Annotated in this window: 16 protein-coding genes; 6 read left to right on the top strand and 10 right to left on the bottom strand. The window is 73.8% G+C overall.

Translation table 11 applies throughout. The annotated features are described in order from the left end of the window. From R2740_RS15220 to R2740_RS15190, 7 genes are all read right to left on the bottom strand, one after another. Positions 1–1,461: PASTA domain-containing protein (locus tag R2740_RS15220; protein ID WP_371303537.1), on the bottom strand; the 1,461-nt coding region annotated here is incomplete at its 3' end. A gap of 10 nt (positions 1,462–1,471) precedes the next feature. Then, positions 1,472–1,951: a sigma-70 family RNA polymerase sigma factor gene (locus tag R2740_RS15215; protein WP_371303536.1), complete on the bottom strand. Its 480-nt coding sequence runs from the start codon at positions 1,949–1,951 to the stop codon at positions 1,472–1,474. 245 nt (positions 1,952–2,196) lie between these two features. Next, positions 2,197–5,535 (bottom strand): (Fe-S)-binding protein, encoded by a 3,339-nt coding sequence (locus tag R2740_RS15210; protein WP_371303535.1) that lies wholly within the window; start codon positions 5,533–5,535, stop codon positions 2,197–2,199. Between the two features lie 289 nt (positions 5,536–5,824). Next, a complete protein-coding gene (locus tag R2740_RS15205) occupies positions 5,825–6,586 on the bottom strand; it encodes an IclR family transcriptional regulator (protein WP_371303534.1) in 762 nt (253 codons plus the stop codon). Further along, entirely contained in the window at positions 6,583–7,461 is an 879-nt protein-coding gene (locus tag R2740_RS15200) for a GNAT family N-acetyltransferase (RefSeq protein WP_371303533.1), read from the bottom strand. Before R2740_RS15200 ends, R2740_RS15205 begins: the two co-directional genes overlap by 4 nt. 5 nt (positions 7,462–7,466) lie before the next feature. Beyond that, positions 7,467–8,324, bottom strand: a complete 858-nt coding sequence (gene ppk2, locus R2740_RS15195) for a polyphosphate kinase 2 (protein WP_371303532.1) — start codon at positions 8,322–8,324, stop codon at positions 7,467–7,469. Positions 8,325–8,975: 651 nt separating this feature from the next. Next, the gene (locus R2740_RS15190; RefSeq protein ID WP_371303531.1) at positions 8,976–9,536 is read right to left on the bottom strand and encodes a GNAT family N-acetyltransferase; all 561 of its coding nucleotides are present in this window, start codon (positions 9,534–9,536) and stop codon (positions 8,976–8,978) included. 151 nt (positions 9,537–9,687) lie between these two features. Here R2740_RS15190 and hutH point away from each other — a divergent pair, with 151 nt between their 5' ends. Then, positions 9,688–11,277 (top strand): histidine ammonia-lyase, encoded by a 1,590-nt coding sequence (hutH, locus tag R2740_RS15185; RefSeq protein ID WP_371303530.1) that lies wholly within the window; start codon positions 9,688–9,690, stop codon positions 11,275–11,277. Next, positions 11,274–11,624, top strand: coding sequence for a nuclear transport factor 2 family protein (locus tag R2740_RS15180; RefSeq protein WP_371303529.1), 351 nt, complete (start codon positions 11,274–11,276; stop codon positions 11,622–11,624). The genes hutH and R2740_RS15180 overlap by 4 nt, the downstream gene beginning before the upstream one ends. Positions 11,625–11,630: 6 nt before the next feature. Here the strand turns inward: R2740_RS15180 and R2740_RS15175 are convergent, their stop codons facing one another. Further along, a complete protein-coding gene (locus R2740_RS15175) occupies positions 11,631–12,101 on the bottom strand; it encodes a hypothetical protein (protein WP_371303528.1) in 471 nt (156 codons plus the stop codon). Positions 12,102–12,139: 38 nt separating this feature from the next. On the opposite strand from R2740_RS15175, the gene hutU reads away from it, so the two are divergent. From hutU to R2740_RS15155, 4 genes are all read left to right on the top strand, one after another. After that, positions 12,140–13,813, top strand: a complete 1,674-nt coding sequence (hutU, locus tag R2740_RS15170; RefSeq protein ID WP_371303527.1) for a urocanate hydratase — start codon at positions 12,140–12,142, stop codon at positions 13,811–13,813. A 179-nt stretch (positions 13,814–13,992) separates the two neighbouring features. Next, positions 13,993–15,030, top strand: coding sequence for a hypothetical protein (locus R2740_RS15165; RefSeq protein WP_371303526.1), 1,038 nt, complete (start codon positions 13,993–13,995; stop codon positions 15,028–15,030). A 110-nt stretch (positions 15,031–15,140) separates the two neighbouring features. Next, complete coding sequence (locus tag R2740_RS15160) at positions 15,141–16,157, top strand: M48 family metallopeptidase (RefSeq protein ID WP_371303525.1); 1,017 nt, start codon at positions 15,141–15,143, stop codon at positions 16,155–16,157. 14 nt (positions 16,158–16,171) lie between these two features. Beyond that, positions 16,172–16,960: an AAA family ATPase gene (locus tag R2740_RS15155; protein WP_371303524.1), complete on the top strand. Its 789-nt coding sequence runs from the start codon at positions 16,172–16,174 to the stop codon at positions 16,958–16,960. A gap of 68 nt (positions 16,961–17,028) precedes the next feature. Here R2740_RS15155 and R2740_RS15150 read toward each other — a convergent pair whose 3' ends face one another. Both R2740_RS15150 and R2740_RS15145 read right to left on the bottom strand, forming a co-directional pair. After that, positions 17,029–17,388 (bottom strand): calcium-binding protein, encoded by a 360-nt coding sequence (locus R2740_RS15150; RefSeq protein ID WP_371303523.1) that lies wholly within the window; start codon positions 17,386–17,388, stop codon positions 17,029–17,031. A gap of 122 nt (positions 17,389–17,510) precedes the next feature. Next, positions 17,511–20,570 (bottom strand): tetratricopeptide repeat protein, encoded by a 3,060-nt coding sequence (locus tag R2740_RS15145; RefSeq protein ID WP_371303522.1) that lies wholly within the window; start codon positions 20,568–20,570, stop codon positions 17,511–17,513. Between the last annotated feature and the right edge of the window lie 114 nt (positions 20,571–20,684).

Here is a 20,684-nt window from a genome sequence, read left to right as displayed (position 1 = left end):
CCAGGCGCCGCCCGTGTCGGTGGGCGGCGTCGTCAGGGCGTCCGGGCAGGAGGCCGCGCTGTGCGGGTCGAGCGAGGCGACCAGCTCCCGGCGGGCGTCGGCCACCGCCGCGCGAGCCGACACCGAGCCACTGGCCTCGGGAGAGGTCGCCGGCACGTCCCAGGCGTGGGGATCGCTCGCCAGGTCGCTGCCGGCCACGGTGGCGACCCGACGATTGCCGACGTAGAGGCCGACGTCGTCGGCGAACGGTGGGGCCTCGCCCCCGCCGCGGGCCCAGGCGACGAAGCCCGCCCCCAGGGTCAGCGGGTCGTTCGGGTCGGCGCCACAGGGGAGCAGTCGGGTGGTCGCCACGACCGGGGTGCCGGTGGCGACCTCGGTGCCGGGGAGCGGCTTCTGGCCGACGACGTAGTAGTCGCGCCAGCACCCGAGGGGGACCTCGCCGACCCGCTCCTGGCGGACGGCCAGCGCCGCCTTCTCGAGGGTGGCGGTGGCGGCCTTCACGGTCATCCCCGTCACCGAGGGCACCGTGCTCGTGGCGGTCGTCGCCGACGCCGGGGCCTCGAGCCAGCTGAGGTCGACGCCGGTCAGTGTCTGGGTCCTGCCCTCGTCGGTGGTGCGCCAGTCGAGGGTGACCTGCCACCGCGGATAGAACGCCAACCCGTCGACGGGGAAGTCGATGGTGAAGGCATCGGTCAGGGAGGTGCTGTCGCGCTGCAGTGTCGGTGTGGTGTAGCCGGTCCCCTTGCGCTGCACCCGCTGGGCGGCGGCGGCCACCACGTCGAGGGCGTTGCCGGGGCAGGTGGTGAGGTCGGTGGAGCAGCGCGGCCAGAGCGCCCCGTCGCGTGCCTGGCGGGCGCCGACCTGGACGCTGTCGCCGTTGACGGACAGGGTGACGTCGGCGGCGAAGTCGGGGGGCGCGGACCGTCCGGCAGCGAAGTCGATGAACTGCCAGAGCCGGGCGTCGTCCGGACCCGGGCAGGCGACCTCGGCCGGGCCGGTGACCACCAGGGTGACCGTGGCGCCCCGGTCCAGCGTGCTGCCGACCGCCGGCCGGGTGCTCACCGCGCGGCCGGGCTCCCCGCAGGCGGGCTCGGGGCGGAGGTCGACCTCGTAGCCCGCCTGCTCGAGGAGCCGGCGGGCGGACGCGGCGTCGTAGCCGAACACCGACGGCACCTGGTCGGGGCCCAGCTGCACGGTGTCCCACGGATCGGGGATCACCCGCTCGGTCGGGTCGGGGCTGGGGTCGAAGGACGGCAGGCCTCCGCCGACGCCACCGTTGACCGCGATCGAGGCGGCGACCACGACGGCGACCGTGGCCGCCGCGGCCCCCACCCAGGCCAGCCTGCTCCGGGGCGGCTCGGGCGGGAGGCGGACCGGCTTCGGGGGGACGTCGACGGTGTCGCCGGCGGCCTGGAGCAGGGATCTGGCCTGCTCGTCGGTGAGCAGATGACTGGACGGCATCAGCGGCTCCTCACGATGGCCTGGTCACGATGGCCTGGTCCGCCGCGAGCGCGGCCAGGGCACGGGCGGTGCGCGACTTGACGGTGCCGGGCGGCAGCCGAAGCACGTCGCAGACCTGGTCGACCGACAGGTCGGCGAAGTAGCGCAGCACGAGCACCTCGCGGTGCTCCGGCCGCATCCGCGCCAACGCCTCCCGGACGGCGACGCCGGTCAGCGTCCGCTCGACGTGGTCGGGCTGGTCGATCAGGTCGGAGAGGTCGTCGAGGGGGAGGTCCGGCCGTCGCTTGCGAGCGTCGCGCCAGGCGTTGAGCAGGATCGTGTAGAGGTAGGCGTCGGGTTGTTCGGCCTTCTCGACCCGCCGCCAGGAGCGGAACGCCTTGGCCAGGGCCGTCTGGACGAGGTCCTCGGCCTCGCTGCGCGGGCAGCCCAGCAGCACCGCCGCCCGGACCAGGGCGGGACGGCGCGCCGCGGCCAGCTCGCTGAAGTCCACACTCACCTCCCTACCCGGGATGACTGCCTGCGCGGGCGTTCGGTTCCCGCATCCTGCCTGGGCGGGTGCCCGAGAGCGGCCGACGTCGCCCTGCCCGGGATGTCTACTGGTGCGTACGGCGAGGTCTACTGGTGCGTACGACGCGCCACACGCTCCGTACGCACCAGTAGACAACGCCAGCGGCCGGGCGGCCAGGGCTGCCGCGGCGCCAGGTGGACGTCAGCAGGGGAGTGGAGCCCCCCGGCTCACAGGTCGAACAGTGACTCCGCAGCGTTGATGTCGGCGTCGGTGCGCGGCTGGTGAGCGGCGCCGGTCGGGGTGGCCGGCGTGGGAGTCTCGACGGCGGCCTGCTGTGGCGTCGACTCGGTCGCGGCGTCCGGCGTCGACGCGGCGGCGCCCGTGGCCGCGTCGTCGGCGTCGTCGTCGTCGTCGAGGATCGTCTCGACCTCGTCGGGTGCCGGCTCGCCGGCGGAGTCCGCCGCATCGGCCGCGGACGGAGCGTCGGGCGTCGCGGACGGAGCGGCGGCCGGAGCGGTCGCCGCGACCACCGCCCCCGACGGTGCCGCGATGTCGAACAGCGACCCGACCGCGAGCACGTCCACGTCGGTGCGGGGCTGGGAGGCCGTCCCGGACGACGGAGCCGCGGCAGCCGAGGGGGGCGCAGCCGGCACCTCGTCGGCGTCGTCGGCGTCGAGCACCGTCTTGATGTCGTCGGACGACGTCGGCTCGGGGGCCGGCTCCGGAGTCGTCCCCGCGGCGGGCTCGACGTCGAACAGTCCGCGAGGGGCTGCCTCGGTCTCGGGCGCGGTTGTCCCGGGTGCCGCGTCGAACAGGCCCACCGGCTGGTCGGCGGCGGGCTCGGTCGGTGGGGCGGCCGGCTCGGCCGCGGCCTCGGCCGGGGCGGGGATGTCGAACAGCGACCCGGCGGGGATCTCCGCCGCTGGCGCCGCCGCAGCCGGCTCGGCGGTGGCGTCGCTCGGCGCGGTGTCGAAGAGTCCGGCCGGCTTCGCGGGCTCCGGGGTCGCCGGCTGTTCGCCGGAGGCGGCCTCGGGTGCTGGGATGTCGAAGAGTGAGCCGCCGGCAGCGGGGGCGATCGGCGCGGCAGGAGTCGGCTCGGCCGGGGTCTCGGTGGGTGCCACGTCGAAGAGCGACCCGCTGGCAGCGGGGGCGGCGGTGGCCTCGGGGGCGGGTTCGGTGGGCGCCACGTCGAAGAGCGACCCGCCGGCCGCGGGGGCGGCGGTGGCCCCGGCCGGGGTCTCGGTGGGCGCCACGTCGAAGAGCGACCCGCCGGCGGCCGGTGCCGCCGGGCTGGCCGGAGCGGGCTCGGCCGGGGTCTCGGCCGGCGCTTCCGGGGTCGCGGGCGGAGCAGCGGTGGCCGCCGCGGCAGCCGCCGACGGAGCCGGCGCGGCACGCTCCGCGGGGCGGGTCTTGGTCGCGGTCTCGCCCTTCACCGAGGCCAGCAGCAGCTGCGCGACATCGAGGACCTCGACCTCCTCACGGGCGCTCCCGGAGGCCTGCGCGGCGGTGAGCCCGTCGGAGAGCATCACCCGGCAGAACGGGCACCCGACCGCGATCTGGTCGGCGCCGGTGGCGACGGCCTCGGCGGTGCGGTTGTCGTTGATCCGCTCGCCGATCGTCTCCTCCATCCACATCCGGGCACCGCCGGCACCGCAGCAGAAGGAGCGCTCGGAGTTGCGCGGCATGTCGACGTACGACGCCCCTGGCAGCACCTGCAGCAGCTCCCGCGGAGGGGAGTAGACCTGGTTGTGGCGACCGAGGTAGCAGGGGTCGTGGTAGGTGATCGACCGCTTCGCCGCGGCCGGTCCGGACGCCATCGGCGTCAGCGAGCCGTCGCGCACGAGCCGGTTGAGCAGCTGGGTGTGGTGGACGACCTCGAGCTCGATGCCCTGCTCGCGGTACTCGTTCTTGAGGGTGTTGAAGCAGTGGGCGCAGGTGGAGACGACCTTCTGCACCTTGAACTCGCGGAACGTCTCGATGTTCTGCTGCGCGAGCTGCTGGAAGAGGAACTCGTTGCCGGCCCGACGGGCGGAGTCGCCGGTGCAGGTCTCGCCGTTGCCGAGCACCGCGAAGGAGACACCCGCGCGGTGCAGCAGCTCGGCGACCGCCTGGGTGGTCTTCTTGGCGCGGTCCTCGTAGGCGCCGGCACAGCCGACCCAGAACAGCCAGTCGACCTCGTCGAGCGACTCGACGTCCTCACCCACCACCGGCACGTCGAAGTCGAGGCCCTTGGCCCAGTCCATCCTGGTGGACGGAGACATGTTCCACGGGTTGCCCTTGCTCTCCATGCCCTTGAAGAGCTGGTTGAGCTCGGCGGGGAAGTTGGACTCCACGAGCACCTGGTAGCGGCGCATGTCGACGATGTGGTCGACGTGCTCGATGTCGACCGGGCACTGCTGGACGCAGGCCCCGCAGGTCACGCACGACCACAGCACGTCGGGGTCGATGACGCCGCCGCCGGTCGGCGCCCAGGGGTCGCCCTCGGTCTCACCGACCAGGGGCCGCTCCAGCTCCGCGACCGCGGTGGCGGGCCCGCCGGACCCGGCCAGGATCGCCGGGCCCGCGGCGTACGCATGGTCGCGCAGCGCCATGATCATCAGCTTCGGCGACAGCGGCTTCTCGGTGTTCCACGCGGGGCACTGCGACTGGCAGCGGCCGCACTCGGTGCAGGTGGCGAAGTCGAGGATGCCCTTCCACGAGAAGTCCTGGACCTTGCCGACGCCGAAGGAGGTCTCCTCGTCGATCTCGTCGAGGTCGTCCAGCGACAGGGGTACGCCGGCCGCGGTGAGCGGCTTGGCCGCGCCCAGGCCGATCGGCTGCCGCTTGAAGAGCACGTTGATCGGCGCGGTCATGATGTGCAGGTGCTTGGAGTGCACGACCTCGATCAGGAACACCAGCATCACGCCGATGTGGAGCAGCAGCCCGATGCCCTCGAGGACGTGCAGGGTGCCGTCCGAGAGGCCGAGGCCCTTCAGCAGCGAGCCGACGAGGTTCGAGAAGTAGGCGCCGGAGTTCTCGTAGTTCTCCAGCGCCGACGCGGCCCCACGGAACAGGAACATCGTCCAGATCACGTTGAAGATGAAGAACAGCACCAGGTAGGCGCCGAACTCGTGTGACCCCTTGAAGCGCGACTTGCGTCCCAGCTTGGCCGGGGAGTTGCGCATCCGGATCACCAGGAAGGTCGCGATCGCCACCAGCACCAGCAATGCGATGGTGTCCTGCGCGAACCCGAGCACCGGCCAGTGGCCGATCACCGGGATGTGGAAGTCGTCCGGGCCCAGCAGCACGCCGTAGGCCTCGAGGTAGACGCTGCCCAGGATGACGAACGCCCAGAACGTGAAGAAGTGCGCGAGCCCGGGGACGGTCCACTGCAGCAGCCGACGCTGTCCGAAGACCTCGACCAGCTCGGTCCGCGCCGCGCGGCCGAGGCGGCCGACGACGCCCTGGACCCGATCGGGTGCCGGCTGCCCGCTGCGCACGAGGCGGAAGAGGAACCACAGCCGCCGCGCGACGATCGGCAGCGCGATCGCGTTGAGCAGCAGTCCGATGACGAGGACGGTGTTCACGCGTGCTGACGATACGGAACCCCGGCCCCGGCCACAGCCCCGGAGGCGGGTGACAAAGATCCTACCGACGAGTAACACCGGTCGGCGCCCGGACGTGACAGCGGGCGTCGGTCCTCATGGGGTAGGACCGACGCCCGCGCGGCCCGGCAGAGTGCCCCACCGGGGCTGCGATTCCATCTCGGATCGGGCCGGGAAGCAAGGGCCGCGGGGTTGCAAGAACTCGCGTTGCAGGAAGTTGCGAGTGGGGCGGGTGGGGTCGGCGGGGTGGGCCGGCCGTCGGTTCCGTCGGTCAGCGGCCACCGAGGCGGCGGGTCAGCCCGCCGGCGACGCGGCGGCATCCGGCGGCCAGGGAGGCCGCGTCGGCCTCGCCGGTCGGGTAGGTCACGGCCACCCCGGCGACCGGGTGCCCGTTGTGGTCGAGCACCGGGGCGGCGACGCTGGCGAACCCGGGGGTGACCTCGCCGTCCTCGGTCGCGAAGCCTCGCTGTCTGGTCTCGGCGAGCAGGGTCCGCAGCGTGGACAGGGAGGTCGGCCCGTGACCGGTGCGGTCCACGAAGGCGGAGCGGTCGGGGAAGAGCGCTCGCACCTGCGCGGCCGGCAGGGTGGCCAGGATCGCGCGGCCGCTGGCCGTCAACGCCGCCGGCAGCCGGACCCCGACGTCGGAGACCAGGGGCGGTCGGCCCGGGGCGCGCTCCTCGAGGACGTAGAGCACCTCCCGTCCGTGCAGCACCGCCAGATGGGCGCTGTGGCCGACCTCGTCGACCAGCGTGGCCAGCGGACGCCGGGCGATCCGCTGCAACGGCGCCTGGCGGGCATAGCCGCTGCCGACCTCGAACGCGGCCACCCCCAGGCCGTAGCGGCGCTCCTCGGGGAGATGGACGACGAAGCCCTCCTCGATCATCGCCGCGAGCAGGTGGTACGCCGTCGAGCGGGGCAGGTCGCAGGCCCGGGCGATCCGGTCCATCGGCACCGGATCGGGCTGGCTGGCCAGGAAGCGCAGCACCTGCAGCGCCCGGGTGGCGGCCGGCACGTTGCTGCGCTGCGGAGTCATGGCAGCGCGCGCACGCCCAGGGCGGCGTGGGCGAAGACGGCGTACCCGAGGCTGCGGTTGACGGCGACCATCGGCGCGTTGGCGTCGTCGTTGCCGGCCATCGCGCGGGTGACGCCGGCCCCTGCGGCGGCCACCAGGGTGTGCTGCTTGGCGAGTCGGGCGAAGCCGCGGCCACGGTAGGCCGGCAGGGTGCCGGTCATGTCGCTCCAGGCCCGCTCGCCGGCGACCCCGAGGACCGACAGCGCGGCGAGCTCGCCGTCCACGAGCACCGCTCGACCGACGGCAGGCCGCATCCGCGGGTCGGCCCACTGGTCCTGGAACTCGCCGAAGGTCATCGGCGTGGACAGCCCCGAGGGGTCGTCGCGCATCACGGCCGACAGCGCGTGCCAGATCACCCGGGGCGGCAGGTCGCTCAGGGGCAGCAGTCGTACGCCGTCCGGCGGGGCGGCCGCGACGACGGTGCGCGGGTCGACCATCGACATCGCGAAGCGTCGGGTCAGCGTGAACCCCCACGCCGCCGCGGCGGCCCGGCTGTCGTCGTCGTCCTCGACGATGCTGCGCACGGTCGTGGATCCGGTGGCAGCGGCGGCGGGCAGCTGGTCGGTGAGCAGGGCGGCGCCGACGCCCGCGTGGCGGTGCTCGGGCGCCACCATCAACATCATCGTGACGTGCTCCTCGCCGGGGTCGGCATGCAGCCGCCCGACGCCCACGACGCGGCCGTCCTGCTCCGCGACCACCCGACGCACCGCGGCCGGCTCGGTGCGCATGCCGTGCTCCGTCGAGGCGAGGTCCTGGACGAGGTAGGGGGAGCAGGCGGTCACCACGTCCGCCCACGCGGCCGCGTCGGCCAGCGTGGCGGGGCGGACGGTCGGCACCGGGCTCAGTAGACCTGGGGCACGAACGTCTGCTCGTGCATCGGCGGCCGGACGTAGGGCATCTGCTTCATCACCGGCAGCTCCACGACGTCGGGGGCGACGTCCTCGTAGGGGAACATGCTGAGCAGGTGGGAGATGCAGTTGAGCCGGGCGGCCTTCTTGTCGTCGGAGGGGACGACGTACCACGGCGCCTGCTTGATGTCGGTGTACTGGAAGGTGGTGTCCTTGGCCATGGAGTACTTGATGTAGAGCTCGTGCTCGGCCAGGTCCATGTCGGACAGCTTCCACCGCTTGAGCGGCTCGGCGTTGCGCGCCTCGAAGCGGCGCCGCTGCTCCTCGTAGGACACCGAGAACCAGTACTTGATGACGGTGATCCCGCTGCGCACGAGCATCCGCTCGAACTCCGGACAGGAGCGCAGGAACTCCTGGTGCTCCTCGGGGGTGCAGTAGTCCATCACCCACTCGACGTTGGAGCGGTTGTACCAGCTGCGGTCGAAGAGCACCATCTCGCCGGCGGCGGGCAGGTGCTCGACGTAGCGCTGGAAGTACCACTGCGTCTTCTGCCGCTCGGTGGGCTTGGGCAGCGCGACCACCCGGACGGTGCGCGGGCTGGTGCGCTCGGTGATCCGCTTGATCACCCCGCCCTTGCCGGCCGAGCCGCGGCCCTCGAAGATCACCGCGACCTTGAGGCCCTGGCTCTGGATCCAGTACTGCAGCAGCACCAGCTGCTCCTGCAGGCGGGCGATCTCCTCGTCGTAGAAGGCGCTGCGGAGGTGGCCGTCCTTCTTGTACTTCGTCGAGTCGAGGCGCTGCTCCTTGACCGCGCCCGCGCTCAGGTCGTCGGCACCCTCGGGTGGCTTCACCTTCTTCTACTGGGCCCCTCGCTCTCGTCGCTGGAGCCATTCCACCACTCGCGCAGCGAGAATCGACCGGCGGGTACGACGAGGTGTGGGGCCCCGGTGCCCGCCGGTCGAAGGTCTCTGCGCGTGTCAGGCGCGGTGCGCGGGGCCGCCCCTGTCCTCGACCGAGACCGTCTGTCCGGGACCTCGGCCGTGGCCGCTCGTCACCCGCATCGACCTGGGTGTCGGCTTCGGGGTCGAGCCGGTCCGCGTCGCGCAGCCGGTCCTCGTAGTGGGCCTCGTCCAGCGCCGCTCCTCGCTCGGCCTCGACGGCCCGGGCTCGCGCCTGCTGCGCCTGCGCCTCCGCCTGCTCGGCCTCGGTGGCCGCCCGGCGAGCCTGCTCCTGGGAGGACTCGAGGTCGGCGCGGTGCGCATCGGCCTCCCGTCGCAGCTCGGCTGCGCGGGCCCGGTCGGCCTCGGCGCGCCGGCTGCTGCGCCGGCTGCTGAGCCAGACCACCACGGCGAGGACGGCCACCGCGACGACGGCCACGATGACCCAGATGATCAGAGCGGTGCTCATGTCTCCTCCTGTCGGTGCGCCGATGCGGTCGCCCGGCAGCACCCCTCCTCGGTTCCCGAGAACCGGCCAGGCATGCGCCGTGGTCGGCAGGGCGATCAGGCCGGGTCGGTGGCGAGCCGGGCGTGCAGGTGCTCGTCGTACCGCTCGCCCTCCAGCGCGTACGACGACCGCAGCACGCCCTCGAGCCGGTAGCCCGCACCCTCGGCGACCCGGCAGGAGCCGATGTTGGGGACCGCGTGCTCCAGCTGGATCCGGAGGATCCCGAGCTCGGCGAAGGCCCACTCGGTCACCGCCCGGAGCGCCTCGCGAGCGATCCCGCGACCGCGGGCATCGGGCAGCACCCGGTAGCCAACCTTGGCTGTCGCGTGGTCGGTGTCGATCTCGAACAGCGACACGTTGGCGACGAACAACCCCGACGCGCGATCGACCGCGTGCCAGGTCGCGTGCCCGCCCCCGGACCAGTCGGCGCCGTCGCGACACCACGCTCGGGCCGTCTCGAGGCTCGCGGCCCGGCGCGCCGGGTTCCACCGTCGGACCTCCGGGTCGTTGAGCAGTGCGAACGCCCGCTCGGCGTCGGCGTCCTCCGGCCGGCGCAGCCGCAGTCGAGCGGTGAGCAGGGTGGGCCCGTCCGCGGCCGGGGCGTGCGGAGCCGTCATGACGGGGAGCGTACGACGGGCTGGGCCCGGCTCACGGGCCGCGGCGCCGAGCCAGGCCGGGTGCCCAGCCGCGCACCACGTCTCGCATCCGAGACGCGCAGGCCTCTGGGCCCCCTGGTGCGGGCGTCGGGCGGGGAGTCCAATGGGAGCCATGAGCACGACTCTCGACGGGCCGATGGCCACGGCCGCCGCGGGCGGCGACACGGTCGTCGTCGGCACCGGGCCGGTGTCCTTCGCCGACGTGGCCGCGGTGGCGCGCGGCGGTGCCGCGGTCGTCCTGGCCGACGACGCGCTGGCGGCGATCGACCGGGCCCGCGGGGTGGTCGACGAGCTGGCGGCCGCGCCCACGCCGGCGTACGGCGTGTCCACCGGGTTCGGCGCCCTGGCGACCCGCCACATCGCCCCCGAGCTGCGCGCCCAGCTGCAGCGCTCGCTGGTCCGCTCGCACGCCGCCGGCTCCGGTCCCGAGGTCGAGCGGGAGGTGGTGCGGGCGCTGATGCTGCTGCGGCTCTCGACCCTGGCGACCGGACACACCGGCGTCCGCCGGGAGACCGCGCAGCTGCTGGCCGGACTGCTCAGCCACGGGATCACCCCGGTGGTGCGGGAGTACGGCTCCCTCGGCTGCTCCGGCGACCTGGCCCCGCTCGCCCACTGCGCGCTGGCGCTGATCGGCGAGGGCGAGGTCCGCGACGCGGCCGGGGTGCTGATGCCCGCGGCCGAGGCGCTCGCCGCCGCCGGGCTCGCCCCCGTCGAGCTGGCGGCCAAGGAGGGGCTGGCGCTGATCAACGGCACCGACGGGATGCTCGGCATGCTGGTGCTCGCGATCGACGACCTGCGCCGCCTGCTGCAGACCGCCGACATCGCCGCGGCGATGTCGGTCGAGGGCCAGCTCGGCACCGACCGGGTCTTCGCGGCCGAGCTGCAGGCGCTGCGCCCGCAGGTCGGCCAGGCACTCTCGGCCGCCAACCTGACCGCGCTGCTGCGCGACTCGGGGGTCGTCGCCTCGCATCGCGGCCCCGACTGCAACCGCGTCCAGGACGCCTACTCCCTGCGCTGCTCGCCGCAGGTGCACGGCGCGGCCCGCGACACCGTGGAGTACGCCGCCACGGTGGCCGGCCGCGAGCTCGCGAGCGCGGTGGACAACCCGGTGGTCCTTCCCGAGGAGGGCCGGGTCGAGTCCAACGGCAACTTCCACGGCGCCCCGGTCGCCTACGTGCTGGACTTCCTCGCCATCGTCGCCGCCGACGTCGCCTCCATCTCCGAGCGCCGCACCGACCGCTTCCTCGACAAGGCCCGCAACCACGGCTTGCCGCCGTTCCTCGCCGACGACCCCGGGGTCGACAGCGGCCTGATGATCGCTCAGTACACCCAGGCCGCGATCGTCTCCGAGCTCAAGCGGCTCGCCGCGCCCGCCTCGGTCGACTCGATCCCCTCCTCGGCGATGCAGGAGGACCACGTCTCCATGGGCTGGTCGGCGGCGCGCAAGCTGCGCCGCTCCGTCGACGGCCTCACCCGGGTGGTCGCGATCGAGATCCTCACCGCCGCCCGCGGGCTCGACCTGCGGGCACCGCTGGTCCCGTCGCCGGCCACCGCGGCCGTCGTACGCCGGCTCCGGGAGGCCGGGGTCGCCGGGCCCGGTCCCGACCGCCACCTCTCCCCGGAGATCGAGGCGGCCGTGGAGCTGGTGCGCAGCGGTGCCATCCTCGAATCCGTTCGCCAGCAGATCGGAGACCTGTCATGACCGCCACGCCCGCCTTCCTGGCCCACCAGTTCGCCTCGACGATCGACCGCCGCGACTGGCCGGCGCTGCGCGCTCTGCTGGCCGACGACTGCCGGGTCGAGATGGCCCACGACGGCCGCACGTTCGGCGCCGACGAGTGGGTGGCCTTCAACGACGACTATCCGGGTCGCTGGAGCTTCGTCGCCGAGGACATCGTGGTGGCCGACGGCCGGGCCGTGCTGCGTGCTCGCGTCTTCGACGAGGAGGCGCTGTTCCACGTCGCCAGCTTCCTGACCGTCGCCGACGGGCTGATCACCCAGATCGTGGAGGTCTGGGCCGACGGCCACGCCAGCGCGACGGAGGGGTGAGCGATGTCAGGTCGCCGCGGAGTCCTGGGTCACGAACAGCCGGCACAGCCAGCAGGTGAACAGCACCAGCCCCGGCTCCACGTCCGGTGCCACGCTCAGCGTGACCGGCGCCCGGCCGTAGCCCCTCACCTGCAGCGCCACGACCGCCACCCCGTCCCGGTCGAGCTCGAAGCGCTGCCGCCAGCTGCTGGTCGTGCGGAGCGTGTGGAGGCGACCCGCCCAGGTCACCTCGCCCCGGTGGGAGAACGTCGCGGTGCGGCGGTAGCCGCCGATCGGCATCCCGCTGCGCAGGTCGAGCGCCTCGGCCCGGCCGCCCGCCCAGCCGCGCGGCTCGAACGCCCACTCGGCCGAGGCCGCGTCGGCCGCCCCGGACTCGCCCCGCCCGCTCAGCCAGCTGGCGCTCCGGAGCCACCCGACACCGTCGATCTCGTAGCGCCTGCGGTCCTCCGCCGACCGCAGCAGCTGCACCTCTCGCACCCGTCCGACCCTAGTCACCCACGTCAGGAGCCCTCCCGATGAGCGACAACCCGCGCCTCCCGATCCATGCCCCGCACGGCACCGAGCTCAGCTGCGGCTCGTGGCAGACGGAGGCTCCCCTGCGGATGCTGATGAACAACCTCGACCCCGACAACGCCGAGCGCCCGGAGGACCTGGTGGTCTACGGCGGCTCCGGCAAGGCGGCCCGGTCGTGGCCGGCGTACGACGCGCTGGTGCGGACGCTGCGGACCCTCAAGGACGACGAGACGATGCTCGTCCAGTCCGGCAAGCCGGTCGGCGTGATGCGCACCCATGAGTGGGCCCCGCGGGTGCTGATCGCCAACTCCAACCTGGTCGGCGACTGGGCCAACTGGGAGGAGTTCCGGCGGCTGGAGGAGATGGGGCTGATCATGTACGGCCAGATGACGGCCGGCTCGTGGATCTACATCGGCACCCAGGGGATTCTGCAGGGCACCTTCGAGACCTTCGCCGCGGTGGCCGACAAGCGCTTCGGCGGGACGTTGCGAGGCACCATCACGCTGACCGCCGGGCTCGGCGGGATGGGCGGCGCGCAGCCGCTCGCCGTGACGATGAACGACGGCGTCGCGATCTGCGTGGAGTGCGATCCGCACCGGATCGAGCGGCGCCTCGAGACGCGCTACCTCGACGTGCGCGCCGCGTCGCTTGACGAGGCGGTCGAGCTGGCCGTGGCCGCGCGCGACGAGGGCCGGGCCCTGTCGATCGGTGTGCTCGGCAACGCCGCCGACCTGGTGCCCGAGCTGCTCGAGCGGGTCCACGACGGCAAGCTGGTGATCGACATCGTCACCGACCAGACCTCGGCGCACGACCCGCTGTTCTACCTGCCCGCCGGCGTGCGGTTCGAGGACTGGGAGCGCGAGCGGACCGAGGACCCGGTCGGCTTCACCAAGCGCGCCCAGGAGTCGATGGCCCGGCACGTGCGCGCGATGGTGGAGTTCCAGGACGCCGGGGCCGAGGTCTTCGACTACGGCAACTCGATCCGCGACGAGGCGCGCAAGGGCGGCTACGACCGGGCCTTCGAGTTCCCGGGCTTCGTGCCGGCGTACATCCGGCCGTTGTTCTGCGAGGGCAAGGGCCCGTTCCGGTGGGCGGCGCTGTCCGGCGACCCGGCCGACATCGCGGCGACCGACCGCGCGATCCTCGAGCTGTTCCCCGACAACGAGCGGCTGCGGAAGTGGATCACGATGGCCGGCGAGCAGGTGGAGTTCCAGGGGCTGCCGGCGCGGATCTGCTGGCTGGGCTACGGCGAGCGGCACCTCGCGGGGCTGAGGTTCAACGAGATGGTCGCGTCGGGTGAGCTGAAGGCGCCGGTCGTGATCGGCCGCGACCACCTCGACTGCGGGTCCGTCGCGTCGCCGTACCGCGAGACCGAGGGGATGCTCGACGGCTCCGACGCCATCGCCGACTGGGCGCTGCTCAACGCGCTGGTCAACACCGCCTCCGGGGCGACCTGGGTCTCGATCCACCACGGCGGTGGCGTCGGCATGGGGCGCTCCATCCACGCCGGGCAGGTCTGCGTCGCCGACGGGACCGAGCTGGCCGCGCAGAAGATCGAGCGCGTCCTCACCAACGACCCCGGCATGGGCGTGATCCGGCACGTCGACGCGGGCTACGACCTCGCCTGTGACGTGGCCTCCGCGAAGGGTGTCCGGATCCCGATGTCCGAGGCCTGATCTCTCGATAGTCCGGCGCGAGAAGCACCGCCTCAGGCCGCGGGGAGGTGCTTTTCGCGCCGGACTATGCCGACGTCGGCATGAGCCCGTTGTCCTCCACAGGCCGGCGGTGACCTGACTCGTCCACAGCGTCCGAGCCTCGGTGGGGGAGGGGCGCGTGGTGCGGGCATGCCCACGGCATGGGACAGGACGACTGGGTGCCGTGGAAGCCGCCCGCCGACGATCTCGTCTGGCCGGTGCGGCTCGACCCCGCGGGCGTGACCGGGCCGACGCGCGGCCAGGCCCGCGGCCGCAGGTGGCGGAGGAGCGCGCACGGTTGGTACGTCCCCTCGTCCGTCGACCCCGGGCGCGTCGAGCAGCGGATCCTCGAGCAGGCGGTACGGCTGGCGCCGCGCGACGCCGTCACCGGGTGGGCCTCGTTGCGCTGGCGGGGAGCAGCGTTCTTCGACGGCCGTCTGCTCGACGGGACGCCACGCCCGGTCGAGCTGTTGAGGCTCTCAGGTGCGCGCCGCGCTTCGGAGACGAAGGCCACGATCAGCCATGCCCAGCTCGGCTGCACCGAGATCGAGACCGTGCGCGGCATCGTGTGTGCGACGGTGCAGAGGTCGCTCTTCGACGAGATGCGATTCGCGCCGACGGTGCGCGGTGCCGTGGTCGCTGTCGACATGGCGGCCGCCGCGGGCCTGATCTCGCCCGAGCTGATGGCGGAGTACGTCGCGCATCGGCACGCGTGGGAAGGCGTTCCCCAGGTCCGGCGGGCGCTGGCTCTCGCCGACGCCCGGAGCCGCTCCCCGCAGGAGAGTCGACTCCGCCTCGTCTGGACGCTCGATGCGGGCCTGGGCCCTCCGTTGTGCAACGTGCCGGTCTTCGACGCTCGGGGCGAGCTGCTCGGCGTACCCGACCTCCTGGATGTCGGCCTGGGTCTCGTCGGCGAGTACGACGGTGCGCACCACAAGGGCCGGGACCGCCACCGGCGCGATGTCGCTCGCGAGCAGCGCTTCCGTGACCAGGGGCTCGAGCTGGTGACCGTGGTCGGCGGCGACCTCAGTGACCGAGCACTCGTCGTGGGCCGGATCCTCGCCGCGGCGCGGCGGGCCCGAACCTCGTCCGCCCCGCAGGGATGGACGCTGAGGACACCACCTTGGTGGGACGCGCCCGAGAGCCTCGACGCCCGCCTCCGGCGTACCGGCAGGACCGCCGAGCTGACCCACACCTGATCGCGATGCCTCGATAGTCCGGCGCGAAAAGCACTTTCCGCGGCCCTGGGGAGGTGCCTTTCGCGCCGGACTATCGGGATGACGAGGACCAGAGTGAGAGGATCCGAGCCATGGCCACCAAGAAGCCCGCGAAGTCGCGCGCCCACCTTCCCGGCATCAGCTCACGCGCCTGGGAGCACCCGGCCGACAAGGGCGCGCTGGTGGCGCTGCGCAAGCTCAAGGGGTTCGACGCGCTGCTCAAGGCGTTCAACGCGCTGATCAACGAGCGGCAGGTCCGGCTGATCTTCCTGGGGTCGGCAGTGCGGGTCAACGAAAGGCAGTTCCCCGAGCTGCACCGGGCGCTGGCCGACGCGGGCGCGGTGCTCGACGCGGGAGACCTGCCCGAGCTCTATGTCGTCGCCGACCCGACCTTCAACGCCCGCACCATCGGCATGAACCAGCCGATCATCGTGATCAACTCGGGCCTGGTCGACCTGCTGGACGACGACGAGATGCGGTTCGTGGTCGGTCACGAGCTGGGCCACGCGCTGTCCGGCCACGCCGTCTATCGCACCCTCCTCGAACGACTGCTGGTCCTCACCGGCGTCCTGGCTGCCATCCCCGGCGGCGCGCTGGGTCTGCGGGTGATCCTGGCCGCGCTGATGGAGTGGAGCCGCAAGGCCGAGCTCTCCGCCGACCGCGCCGGCCTGCTGGCCACCCAGGACCCCGCCGTCGCGACCCGGGTGCACATGAAGACGGCCTCCGGCGGCCATCTCGACCAGCTGGACATCACCAGCTTCTTCGAGCAGGGGGCGGAGTACGCCGACACCGAGGACCTCCGCGACTCGGTCCTCAAGCTGTTGCTCACCGAGCGGGCCAGCCATCCCTTCGCCGTCGTCCGGGCCCGCGAGCTGCGCTCCTGGGTCGACTCCGGCGCCTACACCGCCATCCTCGGCGGCGACTACCCCCGCCGCGAGGACGACGCGACCGCCCCGGTCTCGGAGGCGGCGCAGGAGGCGGCGGCGTCCTACACCGAGGCCTTCCGGCGCACCCAGGACGCCCTCGGCCGGCTGGTCCACGAGGCGGCCGGCTGGGTCGGCGCCGCGAAGGGCTGGCTCGACGACATGCTGCGCCGCGACTCGGAGTGAGCGCGGGCGCACGAGTGGACGACCGGGAGCGGGTGCTGGCGCACGTCGCCGCCCTCCTCCCCGTCGTACGACGGCCGCTGCTGGTGGCCGTCGACGGGCCCGACGGGGTCGGCAAGACGCACTTCGCCGACGCGCTCGCCGACCACCTCCGGGCCGGTGGTCGCGCGGTCGCCCGTTCGTCGGTCGACGACTTCCACCACCCGCGCGCCCACCGGCACGCCCTCGGCCGGACTCCCGAGGCGGTCTGGACGCGACACTTCGACTACCAGGCGCTGCGCCGCGAGCTGCTCGAGCCGTGGCTCGCGGGCCCGGGGGCGTCGTACCGCCCCGCGTGGCACGACGTCGCGCGCGACGAGCACGTGGACGCGCCCCGGGCTTCGGTGCCCGAGGCGGGGGTGCTCGTCGTCGACGGCGTGTTCGCGCAGCGCCCCGAGATCACCCGGGCGTGGGACCTGGTGGTCTTCCTCGACGCGCCGCCCGAGGTCACGGTGGCGCGGATGGCCGCGCGCGACGGGTCGCCGGCCGACCCCGAGCACCCCGACCAGCGCCGCTACCTCGACGCCCAGCGGATCTATGCCGAGGCCTGCCGGCCGCGCGACCAGGCCGACGTCGTGGTCGACAACACCGACCTCGACGCTCCCCGACTCGTGCCCGCGGCGGACTCCGTCGCCGAGCCACCTCCCGGCTGGGAGGTTGACGGCGACGACCTGGTCCGCACCGTCCGGGTGCCCCGCGGTTCCCTGGCCGCGGCCGCCGCGGTCGACCGGCTGGCACCACCGCCGGAGGCCGCCGAGAACCCATAGCCCGGTGGGCTCTGCTCGGCCACCTCGCGAGGTGACCGGAGCCCACCGGACCGTCCGGTCGTCCTGGGCTACACCGTGTGCGTGTCCTCCTCCACGGTGTCGTCACCGGTGGCGTCCGGGTAGGTGTCCGAGCCGGCGCCCCCGATCAGGGTGTCGGCGTCGACGCCGCCGTAGATCGTGTCCGCCCCGCCACCGCCGTAGATGACGTCGTTGCCGCTCAGGCCGAAGATGACGTCGTTGCCGCCCTTGCCGTAGATCACGTCGTTGCACGGTGTGCCGACGAGCGTGTCGGCGCGGCTGGTCCCGTTGATGACGGTCGCGGTCGCCGGGCACCCGGAGGGAACGGCGTTGGCCGGGGCCATCGAGATCAGGCTGGCCGCGGCGCCCGCGGTCGCGAGGCCGATCAGGGCGGTCATCTGCTTCTTCATGGTGCTTCCTTCCGGTTGTTGCGCTCGGCCTCGGGTGAGACCGGCGCGGTCTGGTCTGGGGGTGGTGTCGGAACTGTCGCGGCACCACGTCAGCGTGGGATCAGAACGGGGCCGGTCGCCCCTCAGGCGCTCTTCGGCGGTGGCATCAGGACGCGTGGGTCGGGGGCGGCGACGTCGACGGTGGCCATCGCGCGGGTCCAGCGGTCGAAGGCCCGCCGGGCCTCGCCGTGCCGGCCGGCTCGCACGAGCGTGCGGACCAGGCCCTGGTGCACGCGCTCGTCGTAGGGGTCGACGCGCAACAGCCGGTCGAGCAGGGCCGCGGCGTCGTTGGTCCGCCGTTGCTGGGAGGCGATGGTGGCGAGGTGCCGCAGCGACCTCACCCAGGCGTTGCGGACCTCTTCGCGCACGTCGTCTGCCCAGTCCTCGTCGGGCTCCTCCTCGAACGCGGCGCCCCGATAGGCCCGGTCGACGGCCGCGAGCACGGTGGTCGCCTCGAGCGTCGCACCGTCGGACAGGAGGCGGGCACCGTGCTCGGCCTGCCGGAGCAGCTGGGTGGCGTCGACGCTCACCCGCTCCAGGTCGAGCCACACCCCGCGGTTGTCGGTCCCGAGGTAGTGGTCCGAGGGCCACGCCTTCTCCGGGTCCAGCACGCCCCGCACCGTGGTGAGCAGGACCGAGAGCCGGTGGGAGGTCCGCGCCGGGTCCTCGTCGGGCCAGAGGACGTCGCAGATGCGCTCGCGCCGCACCGGTCTTCCACCGTGCGCCGCGAGGAGCTTGACCAGGGTCCGCGCCTGCCTCGACTTCCACGTCTTCACCGGGACGGGCCGTCCGCGGACCAGCACGTCGAAGCCACCGAGCACCTGGACCCACACGTCCCGAGCGGCGACGTCCTCGCCGATCGGCCGGCCGCCGACGCTGCCGATGCCGATCCGCTGGAGGCGCCGGACCGCCGCCGCCGCGCGATCCAGGGTGTCCTGGTCCGCCCGGGGCAGCCGGGCCAGCAGGACGTCGGTGCGGCAGGTGTCCGGCTCCGCCCCGCCGGCCTCCCAGATGGACCGGGCCTCGCCCAGCCCGCGGCGAGCCTCGGTCGGGTCGTCCGTCGCGGCGGCGAGCCCTTCGAGCGCCTCGGCGAGGGGGGTCGGCGCGTGTCGACCGCGCGCGGCAGCCACCGCCTCGCCGGCGAGGCGTTCCGCCTCGGCGCGGTCACCGGCGGCGAGGGTGGCCGCCGCCAGCGCGGTCAGCGCCTGGGCGCGGAAGGCGGCGGGGGCCAGCGCTGCGGCCTCGCCGGCCAGCGCGCACGCCGACCCGGGGTCCAGGTCCGCGGTGGCCCGGGCCAGCCCGGAGAGACCGATGAGGAGGAGCTGCTGCTCCCCGGTCTGGCGGGTGATGACGAGAGACTCCTCGTAGGCGAGTCGCGCCCGCTCCTGCTCTCCCCGGATGCGGTGGAGGTCGCCGAGATCCACGAGACTGAACGCCAGGCGGGCACCGACGAGGTGTCGGCTGAGCGCCACGGCGCGTCCGATCAGGCGTTGCGCCTCGTCGTACTCGCCGAGCCGCCCGAGGGCCAGCCCGACGTTGTTCAGAGCCACGATGAGTACGTCGACCGGACCGACCAGCTCGGCGGCACGGACGGCCTCGGCCCCGACCCGAGCGGCCTCCGCGAACCGGGCCGCCTCGAGCAGGGCATGGGTCCGGTTGCACAGGATGCTCGCGTGCAGGACCAGGTCGGCCGCGCTCAGCGCCGCCTCCTCGGCCGTGCTCAGGATGGAGTCCATCTCCGCGGGGCAGCGCAGCTTGGCCGCCATCTGACGGGCGTGGGCGAGATCCCCCGGGTGACCGTGGGCCTCCGCCGTCTCGAGGCACTGCTCGGCGAGTCGGCGGGCGGCGTCGACCTCACCGAGCTTCCAGTGCAGGGTCGCGCGCAGCGCGAGCCAGCGGACCCCGAGGCTCCCCGGCGGCGTCGACCTCCCGTCGAGCGTGGCGGCGGCGCGGTCGGGCTCGCTGCAGGCGTAGTGGGCGTAGGCGACCAGCCAGTCGCCGTGCGCGGCACCGTCCGGGTCGTCGCCGGGCGTGGCCGACCGGCGGAGCAGCGCCAGCGCCTCGCGCGGCCGGCCCGACATCAGCAGCGCCTCGGCGTGCAGCCGGCGGAGGCGCGGGGTCTCCGGCAGCGACTCGTCGCGGGCCAGCAGCCGCGCCAGCGCCCCCGCGTCGCCCTGCTGCAGCATCTCCTGGTGACGGTGCTCGAGCAGCTCGACCGCTCGGCTGTGCTCGCCCGCGGTCAGCAGCAGGGGGAGCGCCGCCGACGGCGGACCGTGCTGTTCGAGCCAGGCCGCGGCCCGCATCCTCGCCTCGGCCCCCCAGGCCTCGCCGAGGTGCTGGGGCGCGCGAGCGCGCAGGTGTGCCGCCAGCAGGGGTACGACGAGGTGGTAGGGCCGTCCGGCCGGGGCCCAGCGGGGGTGCGGCACCACCAGGCCCATCCTGCGCAGGTCGGCGTACGTCTGTCGCAGCGTGTCGATGGGTGCCTCGGCTGCCGCGAGCACCAGCTCCTCGGTCACGACCTCGACGCCGGCGAGGAAGGTGAGCAGCGCCAGCCGGTCGTCGCCGAGGTCGGCGAGGATGCGGTCGAGCCAGTCGGACACCGCGGGTGCCTCCTGGCCGAGCAGGTCCTGGACGGCGCGCACGTCGCCGGGGATGAGACCACGCCACCGGCCCGGGCTGCGCCGGATCTCGTCGGCGACCAGATGGGTCAGCATCGGCCACCCGCCGGTGGCGTCACGAAGCAGGCTCGGGAGCTCCTCGTTGGTGATGGCGTGCTCCTCGCGGAGCAGGCGGGCCACCTCCGCCTCGGACAGGGCCAGGTCGCCGGGTCCGCGCGGGACGAGCGGGCCGCGCAGCATGGCGGTGAGCTCCGAGGGCACCGGCTCACGCGAGGTGAGGACCAGCATGACGTCGCCGGGGAGCTCGGCCAGCCGCCCGAACACCCTCTCCTGCTCGTCCGGGTCGAGCCGGTGCAGATCCTCGACCACCAACGCGCCGGCCGCCACCAGGGCGCCGTCGTCGAGGGCCGGTGCCCGGTCAGCGCCCCCGACGAGGGCGGTCGCGGTGACCGCGAGGTGCCCGTCGGGGATCACGGACTCGACCCAGGTGGACTTGCCGTAGCCCGCGGCCGCGACGACGATCACTCGTCCCGGGAGGCGGGACGGCCGTGCTGTCTGGTCGGCCGTGGCGGTCCGTGCGTGGGGGGCGCCAGTCATGCCCTCTCAGGAGTGCTCCGGCGCGATCCTGATACGACGGAG

It is taken from the genome of Nocardioides sp. (genome assembly GCF_041393715.1).
In the GTDB taxonomy this organism is placed as follows: Bacteria; Actinomycetota; Actinomycetes; order Propionibacteriales; family Nocardioidaceae; genus Nocardioides.
The sequence above is the reverse complement of the archived record's forward strand: the minus strand, read 5'-3'. Positions and strand labels throughout refer to the sequence as shown.